This is a genomic window from Prolixibacter sp. NT017 (genome assembly GCF_009617875.1).
GTDB lineage: Bacteria > Bacteroidota > Bacteroidia > Bacteroidales > Prolixibacteraceae > Prolixibacter.
In genome coordinates, this window is the sequence record NZ_BLAV01000001.1 from 3,688,099 (window position 1) to 3,705,497 (window position 17,399).

Genomic DNA, 17,399 nt, shown 5'->3' on the forward strand with positions numbered 1-17,399 from the left:
TAAAAAAATGACAGACTTTAAACTCAATACCATCGACGAAGCAATACATGATATCCGTAACGGGAAATTCGTGATTGTGGTAGACGATGAGGACCGTGAAAATGAAGGTGACTTTATTGCAGCCGCCGAGAAAATAACCCCCGAAATGGTCAACTTCATGGCCAAAGAAGGGCGAGGACTGATTTGTGCACCTATCACCGAAGAGCGGTGCAATGAGTTGGAACTGGAGATGATGGTTGGGAAAAATACCTCACTGCACGAAACTCCCTTTACCGTTTCAGTCGATGCGGTAGGCCCAGGTATTACAACCGGAATTTCTGCTCACGACCGCGCTGCGACGATTCGCTTGCTGGCTGATCCGAAGGCTCGTCCCGAAGATTTGGGCCGTCCGGGACACATCTTCCCGCTAAAAGCGAAAAACCGTGGTGTATTGCGCCGTTCCGGACACACCGAAGCGGCTGTTGACTTGGCCCGTATGTCAGGTCTGCAACCTGCCGGAGTGCTGGTTGAAATCATGAACGAAGACGGTACCATGGCGCGCATGCCTCAACTGGTGGAAATCGCAGCCAAATTCGAATTGAAAATCATCAGTATAGCCGATTTGATTGCATATCGCTTACAGACCGAAAGTCTTATTGAGCGGGGCGAAGAAGTACATTTGCCGACTTCTTACGGTGATTTTCGACTCATTCCTTTCCGGCAGAAATCGAACGGAGTAGAGCATATGGCGCTGATCAAAGGAAAATGGAAACCCGGAGAACCTGTTTTGGTAAGGGTTCACTCTTCCTGTGCCACCGGCGATATTTTTGGTTCGCTTCGTTGTGAATGCGGTGACCAGCTGCACAAATCGATGGAGCTAATCGAAAAGGAAGGTCAGGGAGCGATTGTTTACATCCAGCAGGAAGGCCGTGGCATTGGTTTGATGAACAAAATCAAAGCTTACAAGCTGCAGGAGGAAGGCCTCGATACCGTTGATGCCAACGTTCATTTAGGTTTTGATCCGGACGAACGTGATTACGGCGTTGGCGCGCAAATTATTCGCAGCCTGGGAATCGAAAAAATGAAGCTGATGACCAACAATCCTGTAAAGCGCGTCGGACTGGAAGGATATGGTTTGAAAGTCGTGGGAACAGTCCCGATTGAAGTAAAACCGAATCAGTTCAACGAGTTTTACATGAAGACCAAACGAGACCGCATGGGGCATTCGCTTGAACAATTCAATTACGGTGACCGCACCAAAGAATAATGATATGTAAAAAAGGAGGTTCATCCTCCTTTTTTTATCTTTTGTCCGTTCTTTTGGATTTCAATAAACATATTGTTGAAATTAGCCAAAACAGGGACGAATGGGATACCCAACGTATCTTTTGACAATTGTTTGTCCGATATAATATTTGACAAGGGAAAATATTGGGGTAACTTTATTAACGAGGATTTAGGTTGGTTTAGGTTTAGTTTTGGTTTAGACCTAATTTTTCTGTTTTTAAGGTTTCCCTGAAAATTTTCTTCCATCTTTCAGGGAAACCTTTTTTTGATATAGTGACATGATGTGGGATGATATAGAATACAGCGATAATTTAGAAGAGGGCGAAGACTTTTACCTGACGAAAGAGGGGTACCGGGTTATGACGGAGAAATACCTGCGGGAACGCGGCTACTGTTGCGGCAATGGCTGCAGGCATTGTCCTTATTTCCCGAAAGCACAAAAAGGGAACCGTAACTTACGGGAATAGCTCTGTTCCTGTTTCCCCAAAAAGAACCGAAGAAGAAAATAAAACATATAAACTGAAGAATTATGCAAGGCAAAGACATCCGTATTGTTTTTATGGGCACACCCGATTTTGCTGTTGAGAGTTTAAAAGCACTCGTGGAAAACGGTTACAACGTGGTTGGCGTTATTACTACGCCTGACAAACCCGCCGGCCGCGGGCAGAAAGTGCATACGTCCGCTGTAAAGCAATACGCCATGTCGCAGAATTTACCCGTGCTACAACCCGAAAAACTAAAAGATCCGACGTTTATTGAAGAGCTTGCAACCTGGAAGGCAGATTTACAAGTCGTGGTTGCCTTCCGGATGCTCCCCGAAATTGTCTGGAGCATGCCACCGATGGGCACCTTCAATCTGCATGCCTCTCTCCTGCCCCAATACCGCGGAGCTGCTCCGTTGAACTGGGCTGTTATTAATGGGGAGACCGAAAGTGGCGTTTCAACCTTCTTACTTAAACATGAAATTGACACCGGTAATATTCTTTTCCAGGAAAAAGTTTCAATCGGTCCCGACGAAGCCGTTGGCGAATTGCATGACAAACTAATGAGTGTTGGTGCAAAGTTGGTTTTGACAACCGTTGATGCATTAGCAGAAGGAACTGCCAAAGGCATTTCGCAGGATGTGTTGATTGCTCGCGGTGTCAATGTAAAACCCGCACCCAAAATCTTTAAAGACGATTGTCGGATCGATTGGAAACAACCGGGAGCACAGATTCATAATCTTATCCGTGGACTCAGTCCTTATCCTGCATCGTGGACCGTTTTCCAGGAAAAAGAAGGGAATAAGGAAATTTCTGTCAAAATTTACCGTGCCCATTTCGGGAAAGAAAATCATGACACAACTCCGGGAACAGTGATTTCGCCCAACAAAAAGGAACTAAAAATTGCTTGCCCCGATGGATTTGTCAGTATTTATGAGCTGCAAATGGCTGGGAAAAAACGCATGAACGTGGAAGATTTTCTCCGCGGTTTTCAGAATGTTGAACAATTTCGGGCCATTTAACGCAGACACTTAACGCCTGCGGGGTTTCTTCTTCCTCAGCCAGATTTGCTGTCCGGGACGCGGCTCATCACCCTGTTTCATCCTGTTTTTGCGATACAACGATTTCAGGCGAATGCCGTATTGCTGCGCTATCTGCCACATGGTTTCACTGTCGCGGGCAATGTGGTAATCATTCCCCCTGGCCGCCCGACCGGGTTTCATTTCAAGATAAACAATCGATGATTCGGCTGGCTCGTGTCCTTTTTCGGTATCATTGTATTTGTAGATTTCCCATTCTTTCAAGCCGTATTCGGCAGCCAACTCTTCGTACGTATCACCTTTGCGTGCACGAATCGACTTCGTTCCATTTCGTTCGACCGCCGATTGACTGTCATCCGACAAATCAATAGAGAAATGGTCGATACGGTTATCATCGCTGCGGGAAGTTTGTGTATTTCTATCAGAACGATCATTTCCAGTGCTCACTACCGCATCTTTCCCGTCGTAGTTTTTATCCAAATCGTAAAGCTGATACTTTTCGATAATGTGAATCAACCGTTCCGGGTAACGCGGGTCTGTAGCGTAGCCAGCCTTCTTCAGACCTCTGGCCCAACCTTTGTAATCGGTAATTTTGAGCTTGAATAACGAGGCATAACGCACATTATTTCGCAGAAAAAGCGAGTGATCGCGATAAGATTCCCAGGCCGACTTGTATTTCCGAAAACACTCCCTGCGCGAATCGTCATCGTGCCGTACGCTTTTCCCCGTCCATCCGTTGTTGCATTTTATGCCAAAGTGATTGTTCGCATCACGCGCCAATGACGAGTTGCCATCTCCGGATTCCAGACATCCCTGCGCCATGGTAATACTCGCCGGGATATGAAACTGGTTCATTTCCGCGATAGCAACCTTGGCAAAACGGTTGATATACTGCTGCCGGGTCATCCGGTGCGCTTCGTCACCCCGGGCTGTAAAGCCGGCCAATAACATGATAAAAACTATGAAGAGGGAGCGTATCTGGGGTCTCATATTTTCGATTTTATCCCAAAAATAAAAAAAAAGAGGTTCCTCAGCAGGAGAATGACAGCATTCGCGCAGAAATTGTAAATTTGAACCAAACATGGTATACCAATTACGGAGCTCCCGCTTTTGCAGCGAATACAGGTGGAGTCTTCCGGTTCAGGTTACCAGCATAATTATTTTTTCGTGAAAGAGATAGTTTTCAAAATTGCACTCACCGAATATTCCGGTATTGACGAATTACCGGTTGCCGAAAAAGAACTTTTGCAAAAAGCGCGCGAAGCAGCCAAAGACGCCTATTCCCCCTATTCCGGTTTTAAAGTGGGTGCTGCTGTTTTATTGGGAAACGGACAAACCGTAACCGGAAATAACCAGGAGAATGCAGCCTATCCATCAGGTTTGTGTGCTGAACGGACTGCCCTGTTCTATGCCAGTGCTCAATATCCGAATGTTCCTGTTACCATGATAGCGGTATCAGCGCTGAAGCAGGAGCTTTTGGTTGATAACACCGTGAAACCTTGCGGAAGTTGCCGGCAGGTAATGGCAGAGTTCGAAGACCGGTTTGAAAAACCGATACGGATTATCCTTGACGGAGAAGACAAAATTGAAGTACTCGACGGCATCGATAATCTTTTGCCGTTGCGGTTTAAAAAAGAAGCGTTGGATTAATCGCTACAACTTCATTTGAGCAAAATGATCCCAAACAGCGTCACGGGGAGTAGGCGCTGTTATCGAAATGTTTTCCTGGCTCACCGGATGGATGAACTCAATGCTCCGGGCGTGTAGATGAATGCCTGCGTCTTTATTCGACCGGGGAAAACCATATTTCAAATCACCTTTGATGTGCAAACCAACAGCCGCTAATTGTGCCCTAATTTGGTGGTGACGCCCCGTGTGTAGTTCTATTTCCAGCAAATGGTACCGGTCCGAAGAAGCCAAATAGCGATAGGTTAGTGAGGCTGCTTTACCGTTAGCCCGGCGACCACTGTAAGCCACCGATTTGTTCTTTTCCGGATAACGAACCAACCAATGCTCCAATGTATCCTCATCGTTGGCGGGCCGATTATCTACCACAGCCCAATACGTTTTTTGTATCTCCCCTTTTTCACTGAACATTTTATTCAGGCGAGCTAAAGCCTTGGAAGTACGGGCAAACAGAACAATTCCGCTGGTCGGACGATCGAGACGGTGCGTCACACCAAGGAAAACGGCGCCAGGCTTTCGGTATTTCTTCTTCAGATAAGCCTTCACCTCGTCCCCCAACGTTGCATCGCCGGTTTTGTCGCCCTGAACGATGTCTCCACAGCGTTTATTAACGGCAATAATGTGATTATCCTCGTATAAAACCTCCATATCTGAATATTCTGAAACAGGCAAAGAAAACAAAGGTCAATGGGCTGACCTCTGTTCTAATTAATCAATATTGTTCTTTGTCGTTCGGGAAATCCCGCGATTTCACATCATTGATGTAGTTACCCACCGCCCCTTTGATTTCAGTTGCCAAATTGTGGTAACGTCGCAAAAAGCGGGGAGAGAACTCCTGGGTAATGCCCAGCATATCGTGAATAACGAGCACCTGTCCGTCCACGCCACCGCCGGCTCCAATTCCAATGACCGGGATTTTCAGCTCTTTCGCTACGCGTTCGCCCAAAGCTGCCGGTATTTTTTCGAGCACCATGGCAAAACAACCTGCTTCTTCCAGCAGACGAGCGTCTTCAATCAGTTTTTCTGCTTCCGCATCCTGCTTGGCACGCACCGTATAGGTTCCATATTTGTGTATCGATTGCGGCATTAATCCCAAATGTCCCATCACGGGAATACCTGCCGAGAGAATACGTTCCACCGATTGAATTACTTCTTTGCCGCCTTCCATTTTCACCGCATCGGCATGCGTTTCCTTCATGATGCGAATGGAAGAAATCAGCGCCTCCTTCGAATCTCCCTGATACGTTCCGAAAGGCAAATCGACCACGACCAAAGCCCGGTTCACTGCCTTCACCACCGATTTACCATGATAAATCATCTGGTCGAGCGTAATGGGCAGCGTCGTTTCGTTTCCGGCCATCACATTCGAGGCCGAGTCTCCTACCAGTATCACATCGATTCCGGCTTCATCCACCAATCTGGCCATACTGTAATCGTACGCGGTAAGCATCGAAATCTTCTCACCCCGCAGCTTCATTTCCGATAAAACGTGGGTCGTTACCCGTTTTACTTCTTTATGTACTGACATGATCACTCAAGATTGATTTGTAGCTTACAAAATTACCAAAAAGCTTTGGCTCCGTCACCTTGTTACCTCCATAAATCGGGAAATACTGCTGCTAACGGCACAAGGTAATCCCGCAACAGGCCTGTGACAGCCAACCCATCACCGGCTGATAACCTGAACCGGCAGAAGGGATTAAAAAACGTTTCGGATGATTGCCTAATTTCCACAGGCAAATCAAAAAGTGTTTCGATTGACTACCTAATTCCCGCAGGCAAATCAAAAAGTGTTTCGGATGACCACCTAAATCCCACGGGCAAATCAAAAAGTGATTCGGATGACTACCTAATTCCCACAGGCATATCAAAAAGTGATTTGGATGACTACCTAATTTCCACAGGCAAATCAAAAAGTGTTTCGATTGACTACCTAATTTCCTCGGGCGAATCAAAAAGTGATTCGGATGACTGCCTAATTCCCACAGGCGAATCAAAAAGTGATTCGGATGACTACCTAATTCCCACAGGCATATCAAAAAGTGATTTGGATGACTACCTAATTCCCGCAGGCGAATCAAAAAGTGATTCGGATGACTACCTTAAATTCGCAGGGAAACCAAAAGGTGCACTGTTTGATTACCTAAATCCGCAGCGGTTATCAAAAAATGCCCGGGGGGTATGCTCCCGTTGTGGGTCCGTCATGACAGGCGCTCCGGGATATTCAATAATTCGAACAACTTAAGCTATTTTTCCACTTTTTCATTCATACACTTGACTTTCAACAACATTATCAGTAAATTCATTTTGTTAATTACTAATTTAAACCTCAAAACCATGCTTGACAGTCCTAAAATTTATGATTACTGGAATGACGAAGTATTTACTTACACCGAAAGCATCACCAAGGTGCTTTCGGGATTTGATGTTGAAACACTTAGCCTGGGCAAATTCAGCGGAGAGCTGAAAACGGCATTCGACCAGCTGGGAGCTTCGCTGGTGAAAGAGCGCGGTAGCATCCTGACTGAAGCGGTAGAAGCTGCTGACAACTACCGCGACCGGGCGTTTATCGCGTTGCGCACATACATCGAAGCCTGTAGCTTCCGGCGAAACGAAGCGTTCAATGCCGCAGCCGCACCGCTTATCCGAACCATTCACAAATACGGATGGGGCCTGCAAACCCAGGGCTACGCCATCGAGTCTTCCAAAATGGATAACCTGATTGATGACCTGGAGAAGATGACTGAAAATGCTGATGCCCTTGCCGCCATCTCGGCCGGTCCCTGGCTTGCCGAAATGAAAGAAGAGCACGAGGCTTTTAAGCAAGCCGTCAGCGACCGCGACAACGAGCAGGCGGGCCGCAATCCCATTAAAACCATCGATGCCCGTAAGGCGGTGATTGCTGCTATTAACGATTTGTTCGGCGCCATCGAGTTTTTATACAAAATGAACGAAGACGAGCAATACAAATCGATGGCCCTGAAAATAAACGAAGTAACCGCGCGAATGAACGCTACGGTAAAGGGGCGTAAAACCCGCAACGACAGCGACCAGACGCCTCCTGCGGACGCCTCGTCGGATGAATAATATTCTTTTGTAACATGGTTAAATAATTTTTTATTGATGGAAAGAAAAAGGGGACGCTTTTTAACAGAAGCTCCCCTTTTTCGCATTATTATTAACACCAACGAATTTATACCTTCAGGAATATTTTCCGCTTATACAGGAAATACAAGAACGCCCATTCGAAAGCAATGCCGCCAATGGTAAGAATAACCATGCCAAAATCGCCGGCCGGATTGGCTAACCAGCCCAGGAAGAATTTCGAGACACCGAGTATGCCGTTACTGAAAATCCGGACAAACAGGTAAATGGTTATGGAGTTCAGGCCTATCACCTGGAAAAAGAAAATCCATCCCCGCCACTTCTTCACATCGATGATGTAATAGAACACCGATAACAACAGAAAACTAACGCCGGCGGTCAGCAGGTCGAACGGCACCGTCCACATCGCTTTGATGATGGGATAAAAAGTGGAAAGCAACAAAGCTACAACTACCAATGCAACGCCGCTAATAACAAGAAAACCAGTTTTTCGGGTACTGGCTGCTTTGCCATCGCGCAGTATGGTTCCGGCTAATGAACCCATGAGAGTTACGGCCGTTGCCGAAACAATACACAAAAGCCCTTCGGGGTCGAACGTGCCACCATATAGTTTTCCCGGAAGGAAATGCTGATCAATCCATGAATTGATGCTCCCGACTTTGGTCATTTCACCGGCACCAAATCCGGGCACCGGAACCGCCAGCTGAAGCAAAGCGATGCCCAGCAAAATACCGCCAAGCCAGAACAGCCGGGTACGAACTTGTTTGGTGTTCATGACAATGAGTGCGGCGAAGAAGTAGGCCAGACCAATCTGCCCCAATACACTGGCATACCGCAAATCGCTAAACCCATTTTCGAAGGCGCCGTTATAAAGCAATCCGAAAATGACAAGTGTCAGCATGCGCTTTGTTATCTTGTTCACTAATTCTCTTTTGGGAGTTCCTTTTTCCAGCTTGCCGGTGATGGCATAAGGAATCGCCACACCTGAAATAAACATGAACAGAGGAAAGATGAGATCGTAAAAATGGAAACCGGCCCAGGGGACATGTTCCATTTGTTCGGCAATCACATTCAGCCAGCCCCATTCGGTGGCTTTCGCCAGAAAGACGACCAGTGTTCCGCCGCCGGTAATCCACAACATATCAAATCCGCGTAAAGTATCCAGCGACACCAGACGCTCGTTAATCCGGTTAGGATTGTGTTCAGCATTCATAAGAGTTGGATTTAGTTTGCAGGCAGAAATTTAACGATAATGTTTAGATGAACAAATTAACTCATTGCATTTCAGTTCATCGAAATACCTGTCTCTTCCGGATTAACTGGAAAACTTCCCGCTCTGACACCAGTCCTTCTCTGTCGTTTTGTCACGAAAGATGACAGCCTTCCTTCAGTAAATCCTGCTGGCGGTGTCAATTTTTCACGAAAAAGGGCTGAAAACGGATTGGCACAACGATTGATTAATACTGGGCGAAATTGAAAAAGAAATCAACGAACGTATAAATTAAAATACTTTATCAGCAATGGGAAAAATTATTGGAATTGACTTAGGAACAACAAACTCCTGCGTCTCGGTAATGGAAGGAAATGAGCCGGTCGTTATCCCGAACAGCGAAGGGAAAAGGACCACACCATCCATTGTAGCTTTTGTTGAAAATGGTGAACGTAAAGTTGGTGATCCGGCCAAACGTCAGGCTATTACCAATCCTCATAAAACTGTATTCTCCATCAAACGCTTCATGGGAGAAACATTCGACCAGGTTCAAAAAGAAGTCAAGCGTGTTTCTTACGAAGTAATCAAAGGAGACAACAATACTCCGCGTGTAAAAATCGACGACCGGATGTATTCTCCTCAGGAAATTTCGGCTATGGTTCTTCAGAAAATGAAGAAAACTGCTGAGGATTACCTGGGCCAGGAAGTGACAGAAGCGGTTATTACCGTACCAGCATATTTTAACGACTCACAGCGTCAGGCAACCAAAGAGGCTGGTGAAATTTCCGGTTTGAAAGTTCGTCGTATCATCAACGAGCCGACTGCCGCTTCACTGGCATATGGTCTTGACAAGCGCGACAAAGACATGAAAATCGCCGTATTCGACCTTGGTGGTGGTACTTTCGATATTTCGGTACTCGAACTGGGCGACGGCGTGTTTGAAGTAAAATCGACCGACGGTGATACTCACCTGGGTGGTGACGATTTCGACCAGGTAATTATCGACTGGTTAGCTGACAGCTTTAAAGAAGAAGAAGGTGTTGACTTGCGTCAGGACCCCATGGCTCTTCAGCGTTTGAAAGAAGCTGCTGAGAAAGCCAAAATCGAGTTGTCCAGCTCAACTTCTACCGAAATCAACCTGCCGTACATCATGCCAGTGAACGGTATTCCGAAACACTTGGTGAAAACCCTGTCGCGCGCACAGTTTGAAAACCTGGCTGATTCGCTGATTACAGCAACGCTCGAGCCTTGCCGTCGTGCGATGAAAAATGCAGGCGTTTCGGCCGCTGACATTGACGAAGTTATTTTGGTAGGTGGTTCAACCCGTATTCCTGCTGTACAGGAAAAAGTGAAAGAACTGTTTGGCAAAGCTCCTTCGAAAGGTGTGAACCCCGATGAGGTTGTTGCCATTGGTGCTGCTATCCAGGGTGGTGTGCTGACCGGAGAAGTGAAAGACGTGCTGTTGCTCGACGTAACTCCGCTGTCACTCGGTATCGAAACCATGGGCGGTGTAATGACCAAATTGATTGAGGCCAACACTACCATCCCTACCAAGAAGACGGAAACGTTTACTACGGCAGCCGACAATCAACCGTCAGTTGAAATTCACGTATTGCAGGGTGAACGTCCGATGGCGGGCGGAAACAAATCTATTGGTCGTTTCCACCTCGACGGACTGCCACCAGCACCACGCGGTATACCTCAAATTGAAGTAACTTTTGATATCGATGCCAACGGTATTTTGCACGTAATGGCAAAAGACAAAGCTACCGGTAAAGAGCAGTCGATTCGTATCGAGGCCTCATCTGGTTTGAGCGATGACGAAATCAAGCGGATGAAGCAGGAAGCTGAAGCAAATGCTGAAGCCGACAAGCAGGCCCGCGAGAAAATCGATAAGCTGAACCAGGCTGATAGTCTGATTTTCCAGACTGAAAAGCAGATGAAAGAGTTCGGTGACAAATTGCCGGCTGACAAAAAGGCTCCGATTGAAGAAGCATTGAACAAACTGAAAGAAGCACACAAAAACCAGGATTTGGCAGCTATCGATACGGCTACTGCCGAGTTGAACCAGGTTTTCCAGGCTGCTTCACAGGAAATGTACAATGCAACCAATGCTGAAGCCAACGCTCAGGGTAACCCGCAAGGCGGACAAGCCGGTGGTCAGCAAAAAGGTGGTGACGATGACGAAGTAACGGATGTAGATTTCGAGGAAGTCAAATAAGCACCCAATATATATTATTCCACATTCATGCCCGTTCCCGACACAGGGGGCGGGCATTTTTTGTGTGCCATATGTCTATTTTTGCTATGTTTGCTTCTATCTGATAAATCATCCCGGCACTCTTTGGCTTAACAGCAAACCATGCAACAAAACCACGACATCCGACCATCAAAACTTCTCATCATGGAAGGAATGCTGATGTCGTTGGCATTTGTCCTGCCGTTTTCCGAAGCATTGGTCAGCATTATCACGGTACTCATTTTTGCATTCTCCTGGCTCATCATTTCGCCTAAAGAAAAATACCAAAGCTTTCGCAAAACCCCGCTGCCACTTTTTCCGGCCGGCATTTTCATTCTTTACCTGCTCTGGGCGCTGGGAGCTCATCATCCAGCCAATGCCATCGACGAAATCCGACGCAATGCTTTCTGGCTTCTCATTCCGATAGCCGTTGCCTATCTTCCTTTAAGCCGAAAACAAATTGACCGCATTCTGTATGCGCTGGCTTTGGGCGTCATCATCAGTTCGCTGGTAGCTTTAGTACGGTGGCAATTCAGCGAAAGCATAGGAATTACAGACATACGGGATACAACGCTTAATCCGCATATCGGCCATTCGCTGTTGGTTAACTTTTCCTTGTCCTTTCTGCTACTGGAAATTTTCCGTTACCGGGAAGACAGTTGGAATATGCGTCAGATTTCACGACTTGCCGGTGTCCTGTTTTTATTGATTTTCGATTTCTGGCTGCATTCATTGCTCGGATTACTGACCCTTTTAGCAACATTCATTGCCCTTTCTTTTTTCACCTACCGGGAAATTCCCAAAAGGTTGCGAAAATACGTTTGGGGCGGAGCCGTCGTTCTCATCATTATTCCGCTGGCGTTAACCGGACGGGAACTATACAGACAATTTCACACGTCCATGCCACAACCAGCTCAGGTGGCCAAATTCACCGCGAACGGGAATCCGTATCAAAACGATTTTAATAAAACCTTACGGGAAAACGGCCATTTCATCTACCTCCAAATTTGTCTGCCGGAACTCCGAAGAGAATGGAACAAACGTAGTGCGCTGAAATTTTCAGATAGAGATGCCAATGGTTTTCCGGTGAAAAGTACGTTGATTCGTTACCTTACTTCCATGGGACTGACAAAAGATTCGGCCGGAGTTGCACAACTGACTAATGATGACATTCTAGCCATCCGGGAAGGCTTTGCCAACTGCCGCTATGTTCCCGAACGAATGAACCTTTCGGCACGGATTTATCAAACCATCTGGGAGCTCGACGCCTACCGCTCCAACGGAAATCCGAACAATAAATCGCTGGTGCAACGCTGGGCTTATACCCGCGCCGCTTTGTCTATTATTGCAGAGCATCCGGTTTTTGGAGTTGGTACCGGCAACGAAAAAGCCGCTTTCAACGAAATGCTTTCCCGGCAAAATCCGAAACTACGCCCGGCTAATTTCAGCCACGCCCACAATCAATACCTGAACTACCTGGTGACATTCGGAATCGTGGGATTCGCTATCCTGATGTTTCTGCTGATTTATCCGCTGTTTCGGGTTAGAAAATTATCGGTTCTCACAGTCTTTTTCCTGCTAACCATCGGCATTGCGAACCTGGGAGACGACAATTTACAAACCCACACCATACGTACCTTTTTTGCTCTTTTTTATACCCTGCTTGTTTTCGATTTTGCCAATAGTGCGAAAGAAACGGCAGGCAATTTTGTCTCAAACAACAATCATCAATGAAACTGAAAATCCTTGTCATTCAGCAAAAGCGAATCGGTGATGTTCTCCTGGGAACAGTTATTTGCAATCAACTTCGAAGGATGTATCCCGAAGCGCAAATCGATTACATGGTTTATGCTTTTACCCGCGAGATGGCGGAAAACAATCCCAATATCGATAACATCATTATTTTTAATGATTCGGACCGGAAAGTTGGCAACTTGCTGAAGTTCGCCTGTAAAATCAGAAAAGCTAAATACGATATTGTCATCGATGCCTATACCAAGATGGACAGCTGGGTGACCACTCGTTTGTCGGGAGCGAAAAAGCGGATTTCGTACAAGAAATTCGGACGTGGACTCTACTACAATATTCTGGTCGATAAGCACAGCCGCCCCGCTTCCATTGCTGGTCCTGTCATCGAAGAACGTTTGGCACTGTTGGAACCGCTGAAAAAAGAAGGCATCGAGTACGACCCGTATCCGCGCCTTTACCTAACTGATGAAGAGAAAGCTGAAGGCAAACAACTGCTCCGGGAGGCCGGAGTGGATTTGGAGAAGGAGATAATTGTGGCCGGCATCTACGGAAGCGTGGAGAACAAAACTTATCCCGAAGATTACATGCTGGAGGTCATCCAACATTTGATGGAGAATTATTCTGCGCAAATCATCCTCAATTACTTCCCAAATCAAAAGGATGCTGCCCGGGCTTTCGCCGAAAAGCTGGGCAATCCCGAACTTGTCTTTTCCGGTTTAACCGGGAAAAGCCTGCGTGAACTGGCCAAGATCGTTACACATGCCGATGCCTATATCGGGAACGACTGCGGCCATACCAACCTGGCAAAAGCGCTCGAAATTCCAACGTTCACCATCTTCTCTCCTTTCATCGCCCGCGAAAGCTGGGGAATTTTCGACGACGGGAAAAAGAATCTTTCTGTCCACCTGAACGACTTCAAGCCGGAATTAATACAGGGAAAACCCTATAAACTGCTGAAACAAGAATCATCGGTCCTTTATCGCGATTTCCTTCCGGAAATGGTGATCGGCAAGCTGGACACATACCTGCAAGGTCTTAATATTTCTTAATTGATTTACCGGGAAACAGAAAAGTCTGTTTGTAAAACAATTCTTTAACTACTTTTGTGGCGGAAAATTTCTACAAGATGAAAAAAATAACTCTGCTTGCACTGTTTGTGGGACTGCTGTTTATGGCAGGATGTGCCCCGAAAACACAGAAATATGTATACAACGAAGGCACCGTTTACACCACGCTTTATCACTTCATCTATTCGAGTCCTGACGGAAAAGATTTTAAGGACTCAATAGAATTAAAAATGAACGAATTCGGAAACTCGCTTTCCACCTTCATTCCCACTTCCACCATTTCACGTATCAACAAGAATGACTCGACGGTGAAAGTAGATCCTTATTTCCGGAAATGTTTCCTGAAAGCTGAAGAGGTTTCGAAAAAAACCAATGGTGCTTTTGATATGACTGTTGCTCCACTGGTCAATGCATGGGGATTTGGGTTTACCAAGAAAGACAGTATCTCGAAGCAACTAATCGACAGTTTGATGCAGACGGTCGGCTACCAAAAGGTGAAGCTGGTCGGCGATAAAATTGTTAAGGAAAACCCGAATACGATGCTCGATGCCAGCGCTATCTCAAAAGGTGAAGCTGTTGATATGGTTTGTGATTTTCTGGCCTCGCATGGTTGCAAAAATTACATGGTGGAAATCGGCGGAGAAGTACGGGCACATGGCGTAAATGCCAAAGGAGAAACCTGGCGCATCGGGATTAATAAGCCCAACAACAAGGGATTGTACGACGACAACGACCTGGAGGATGTCATTCACCTCAAAGACAAAGCACTGGCCACTTCGGGAAATTATCGCAATTTCTATGTGAAAGATGGCAAACGGTACGCGCACACCATCGACCCGCATACGGGTTACCCGGTTCAGCACAGTCTGCTTAGCTCGAGTGTACTCGCTAATAACTGCATGACCGCCGATGCTTATGCCACCGCTTTCATGGTAATGGGTGTTGAAAAAGCCAAAAAGATTGTGGAAAACGATCCGAATCTGGAGGCGTATTTCATCTACGCCGGCGACAACAACATGAATATGGTTTGGTATTCCAAAGGTTTTAAAAACCTCATCATAAAATAACTATCGGAGTTCATCCGAAAAGAAGTCCCGCAGCGTCAAGGTCGCTGCGGGATTTTTTATGCCATCAGTTTTTCAGCACTTTCGTTACCATGGGCCGCTGATTCTGCTGCCACACTTTCAGAAAATAAATTCCCCTGGAAAGCTTCGGAAGAGATATACTGAAATGGTCCTGTTTTTCAGCTCCCGGTGTTCTTTCCGCCCGGTACACCATCTGCCCTTGCGAAGACCACAGTTCAATCTGCATCGGTCTTCTGCCAATCGTTTCAACCGAAAGGTTAATCTGCTCGGCAAATGGATTGGGATAGGCATGAATTCCTGTCCCCGCCAGTGAAGGTCGTTCTTCTATCCCAGTTTCCAACAGCCATTGTGTATCCATCCAATCGAGACGATCCTGCAACCAATCCTTCAGGTAATTAACCTCGGAAACATAGGACGAACCGACAAAAGCATTCGGCCAAACATACTGCCCAATGATCGGCCAACGTTTAAAGTTACGATCGATAGCATCTCCCAGCATCGTTACCTGCTCGTTGATATAATTGCTTAGCGAGTCGTTGTTAAAGAAACTGTTCCGCAATTCTGTCCAGCGGTCAAATAAAGCTTTTCGGTAAGGCTCATCCTGCATTAACCGGAACCACCAATGCATGCAATTAGGCTCATCGGGTCCGAAGTGAGTGTACACCCATTGATCGGTTGCCAGAAAATCCGGTGCATAATCCACATTACCGTATGCCAGATTAAAATCCCACAATGGGCCGGCAAAAAGCTTCCCGCCGTTCGAATCCTTCTTCTTGTAAAAATAGGCGCTATAACGGTACGCATCCACGTTGTTACCCAACTCCGACATGATCTGAATATCGATGAACGAAGTAATGTCGATGTATTTCGGATAGCCGTTCACCGGGTCTGCAAACTGGTCGCCATTGAGCATGTTTTCGAACCCGGTGATGAAATCCTGGATGTAACCTCTCTGCTCGGTAACAATATCTTCTGCCTTTGGGTAGTAATAGGAAAAGGCATACCGCCGGGCATTCATAAACGTCGTTTGCGGATACGAATAGAAGTAATCATTCGCGGTAAGTCCATCTAGTTTGTCTACACGGACAATATATCCACCGGTCAAATCGTCGCCCGAAATTTCTTCTTCTTTCAGTTTATTGATGTCGACCCGGTTTTTATCACGCTTTATTTTTTCGATCAACAGATAAACGCCGTTGTAATTGCCATTCAGATAAACTTCGCAAAAGCGAAAACGCGGTTGCCATTGCCCCAACTTTGCACCAAAATAGTAGGTCAGTGCATTCCGTAACATCGTTTTGTCGCTGTAGGGAGCATACAAAACCCAATCACTCTCCTCCGGCATTCCCAGTAAAGTCACTGTAGAATCTTCACCAGCCTCATTACGGACTTCGACGGAATATGATTTTTTCGGAAACATCTGGGATGATTGTCCGCGAATCTCAATACCAATATCTCCGTCGTAGTCCGTTGGCTCATCGTAAATGGAATTCTTTGCTCCTTCCCCGTTGTTGATAACCTGCATCTTCGCCATGATTTTGGGCTCATCTGGAATTGTTTGTCCTTCTGTGCTTATCATGATCAAAGGAAGATAGGAAAACTCTTCTGCGGGTTCGGTAAACCAGGATGGAACCGGACGATAATCATTACTTGTGTCGGTAATGTCCAAACTCAACCAAGTAGAAGAGGATAAATCGCTTGAAGTAGCATTGGCGTTATGTACCTGCAAAGCCAGAATATTTTTCCCGTTAAGAAGATATTGCTTTAAGCTGTCGCGATGAATCAGAAATGAAGGCGGAACACCTCCCTGCGGAATCTGTGCTTCGTAGTCGTACGAATCAGCAAATTGATCATGCGGAGGACGAACTCCTGGCGTACCTATATTGGCACGGGCAATCTCATGTCCATTCAGGTAAGCTACAAATCCATCGTCAAAATCAACATGCAAAACGGCTCGTCCAACTGCCGCCGAATCGACAATATTAAATTCAGTGCGCATGTATACCGAGGTGCAGGAAGGAATCACCGTCCCGTCATCGTTATCGCCGTAACCAATACCTCCGGGACCTTGCTCCCACCTCGAATCATCGAAGTTCAAATCGGCCCAGCTAAGCGGCGGTTCGGAAGTGCCAATGAAATAGTGCCATGTATCATCGTCGTAAACAACCGATTCCCAATGGTCAACATCCTGTGCCGACAATCGGCTGACTACAACCACAAGCAAAAACATAACAGCTAACGTGAAAGAGACACGAATGGAAAGCATGATTGGTTAATTGTTTGGTTTAGATTAGTTCTGAAATCAAGGTAAAAATAACAAAATCTCAAAATCTTAACTCCGGAAAGTTTCTTGTTCCCGACATAATAGAAGACCTTTGATAAATATAACCGAAATTACTTTTCCATTTAGTCAGAATTCCCTGTTCTAAATAGTGGGTACCACTTGACTTCTTATCTGTTTCGCCTTATT

General features: G+C 46.2%; 15 protein-coding genes. 10 read left to right on the top strand and 5 right to left on the bottom strand.

Features of this window, described 5'->3' with window-relative positions:
* Positions 1 to 7 precede the first annotated feature (7 nt).
* From GJU87_RS15400 to fmt, 3 genes are all read left to right on the top strand, one after another.
* Positions 8 to 1,246, top strand: coding sequence for a bifunctional 3,4-dihydroxy-2-butanone-4-phosphate synthase/GTP cyclohydrolase II (locus GJU87_RS15400; RefSeq protein WP_153640305.1), 1,239 nt, complete (start codon positions 8 to 10; stop codon positions 1,244 to 1,246).
* Between the two features lie 298 nt (positions 1,247 to 1,544).
* Positions 1,545 to 1,733 (top strand): DUF5522 domain-containing protein, encoded by a 189-nt coding sequence (locus tag GJU87_RS15405; protein WP_228492014.1) that lies wholly within the window; start codon positions 1,545 to 1,547, stop codon positions 1,731 to 1,733.
* 62 nt (positions 1,734 to 1,795) lie between these two features.
* Complete coding sequence (gene fmt, locus GJU87_RS15410; RefSeq protein ID WP_153640306.1) at positions 1,796 to 2,770, top strand: methionyl-tRNA formyltransferase; 975 nt, start codon at positions 1,796 to 1,798, stop codon at positions 2,768 to 2,770.
* 9 nt (positions 2,771 to 2,779) lie between these two features.
* On the opposite strand, the gene GJU87_RS15415 is transcribed toward fmt, so the two are convergent.
* Entirely contained in the window at positions 2,780 to 3,778 is a 999-nt protein-coding gene (locus tag GJU87_RS15415; RefSeq protein ID WP_228492015.1) for a glucosaminidase domain-containing protein, read from the bottom strand.
* A 177-nt stretch (positions 3,779 to 3,955) separates the two neighbouring features.
* Between GJU87_RS15415 and cdd the strand changes: the two genes are divergently transcribed.
* Positions 3,956 to 4,438 carry a cytidine deaminase gene (gene cdd / locus GJU87_RS15420; RefSeq protein ID WP_228492016.1) on the top strand — a complete coding sequence of 161 codons (483 nt, stop codon included), beginning with the start codon at positions 3,956 to 3,958 and terminating at the stop codon, positions 4,436 to 4,438.
* 3 nt (positions 4,439 to 4,441) lie between these two features.
* Here the strand turns inward: cdd and GJU87_RS15425 are convergent, their stop codons facing one another.
* On the bottom strand, positions 4,442 to 5,122 hold the full coding sequence (locus GJU87_RS15425; protein ID WP_153640307.1) for an RluA family pseudouridine synthase: 681 nt from the start codon (positions 5,120 to 5,122) through the stop codon (positions 4,442 to 4,444).
* A gap of 64 nt (positions 5,123 to 5,186) precedes the next feature.
* Positions 5,187 to 6,002 (bottom strand): 3-methyl-2-oxobutanoate hydroxymethyltransferase, encoded by an 816-nt coding sequence (gene panB / locus GJU87_RS15430; RefSeq protein WP_153640308.1) that lies wholly within the window; start codon positions 6,000 to 6,002, stop codon positions 5,187 to 5,189.
* 123 nt (positions 6,003 to 6,125) lie between these two features.
* Here panB and GJU87_RS15435 point away from each other — a divergent pair, with 123 nt between their 5' ends.
* Both GJU87_RS15435 and GJU87_RS15440 read left to right on the top strand, forming a co-directional pair.
* A complete protein-coding gene (locus GJU87_RS15435; RefSeq protein WP_153640309.1) occupies positions 6,126 to 6,719 on the top strand; it encodes a hypothetical protein in 594 nt (197 codons plus the stop codon).
* 92 nt (positions 6,720 to 6,811) lie between these two features.
* Positions 6,812 to 7,561 (top strand): DUF6261 family protein, encoded by a 750-nt coding sequence (locus GJU87_RS15440; protein ID WP_153640310.1) that lies wholly within the window; start codon positions 6,812 to 6,814, stop codon positions 7,559 to 7,561.
* A 106-nt stretch (positions 7,562 to 7,667) separates the two neighbouring features.
* On the opposite strand, the gene GJU87_RS15445 is transcribed toward GJU87_RS15440, so the two are convergent.
* Complete coding sequence (locus GJU87_RS15445; RefSeq protein WP_153640311.1) at positions 7,668 to 8,792, bottom strand: acyltransferase family protein; 1,125 nt, start codon at positions 8,790 to 8,792, stop codon at positions 7,668 to 7,670.
* 307 nt (positions 8,793 to 9,099) lie between these two features.
* Here GJU87_RS15445 and dnaK point away from each other — a divergent pair, with 307 nt between their 5' ends.
* The 4 genes from dnaK (at position 9,100) to GJU87_RS15465 (ending at position 14,911) form a co-directional block, all read left to right on the top strand.
* The gene (dnaK, locus tag GJU87_RS15450) at positions 9,100 to 11,010 is read left to right on the top strand and encodes a molecular chaperone DnaK (RefSeq protein WP_153640312.1); all 1,911 of its coding nucleotides are present in this window, start codon (positions 9,100 to 9,102) and stop codon (positions 11,008 to 11,010) included.
* Between the two features lie 183 nt (positions 11,011 to 11,193).
* On the top strand, positions 11,194 to 12,762 hold the full coding sequence (locus GJU87_RS15455; RefSeq protein WP_194831550.1) for an O-antigen ligase: 1,569 nt from the start codon (positions 11,194 to 11,196) through the stop codon (positions 12,760 to 12,762).
* Entirely contained in the window at positions 12,759 to 13,826 is a 1,068-nt protein-coding gene (locus GJU87_RS15460) for a glycosyltransferase family 9 protein (RefSeq protein WP_153640314.1), read from the top strand. Before GJU87_RS15455 ends, GJU87_RS15460 begins: the two co-directional genes overlap by 4 nt.
* Positions 13,827 to 13,903: 77 nt before the next feature.
* Entirely contained in the window at positions 13,904 to 14,911 is a 1,008-nt protein-coding gene (locus GJU87_RS15465) for an FAD:protein FMN transferase (RefSeq protein WP_153640315.1), read from the top strand.
* Between the two features lie 64 nt (positions 14,912 to 14,975).
* On the opposite strand, the gene GJU87_RS15470 is transcribed toward GJU87_RS15465, so the two are convergent.
* A complete protein-coding gene (locus tag GJU87_RS15470) occupies positions 14,976 to 17,195 on the bottom strand; it encodes a CotH kinase family protein (protein ID WP_153640316.1) in 2,220 nt (739 codons plus the stop codon).
* Positions 17,196 to 17,399 lie beyond the last annotated feature (204 nt).

Bases quoted from the DNA above. Each gene is read 5' to 3' on its own strand.
- GJU87_RS15400 (WP_153640305.1), top strand. From the start codon at position 8: ATGACAGACTTTAAACTCAATACCATCGACGAAGCAATACATGATATC.
- fmt (WP_153640306.1), top strand. From the start codon at position 1,796: ATGCAAGGCAAAGACATCCGTATTGTTTTTATGGGCACACCCGATTTT.
- panB (WP_153640308.1), bottom strand. From the start codon at position 6,002: ATGTCAGTACATAAAGAAGTAAAACGGGTAACGACCCACGTTTTATCG.
- GJU87_RS15445 (WP_153640311.1), bottom strand. From the start codon at position 8,792: ATGAATGCTGAACACAATCCTAACCGGATTAACGAGCGTCTGGTGTCG.
- GJU87_RS15460 (WP_153640314.1), top strand. From the start codon at position 12,759: ATGAAACTGAAAATCCTTGTCATTCAGCAAAAGCGAATCGGTGATGTT.
- GJU87_RS15415 (WP_228492015.1), bottom strand. From the start codon at position 3,778: ATGAGACCCCAGATACGCTCCCTCTTCATAGTTTTTATCATGTTATTG.
- GJU87_RS15440 (WP_153640310.1), top strand. From the start codon at position 6,812: ATGCTTGACAGTCCTAAAATTTATGATTACTGGAATGACGAAGTATTT.
- GJU87_RS15470 (WP_153640316.1), bottom strand. From the start codon at position 17,195: ATGCTTTCCATTCGTGTCTCTTTCACGTTAGCTGTTATGTTTTTGCTT.
- GJU87_RS15455 (WP_194831550.1), top strand. From the start codon at position 11,194: ATGGAAGGAATGCTGATGTCGTTGGCATTTGTCCTGCCGTTTTCCGAA.
- GJU87_RS15465 (WP_153640315.1), top strand. From the start codon at position 13,904: ATGAAAAAAATAACTCTGCTTGCACTGTTTGTGGGACTGCTGTTTATG.
- GJU87_RS15425 (WP_153640307.1), bottom strand. From the start codon at position 5,122: ATGGAGGTTTTATACGAGGATAATCACATTATTGCCGTTAATAAACGC.
- GJU87_RS15405 (WP_228492014.1), top strand. From the start codon at position 1,545: ATGATGTGGGATGATATAGAATACAGCGATAATTTAGAAGAGGGCGAA.
- dnaK (WP_153640312.1), top strand. From the start codon at position 9,100: ATGGGAAAAATTATTGGAATTGACTTAGGAACAACAAACTCCTGCGTC.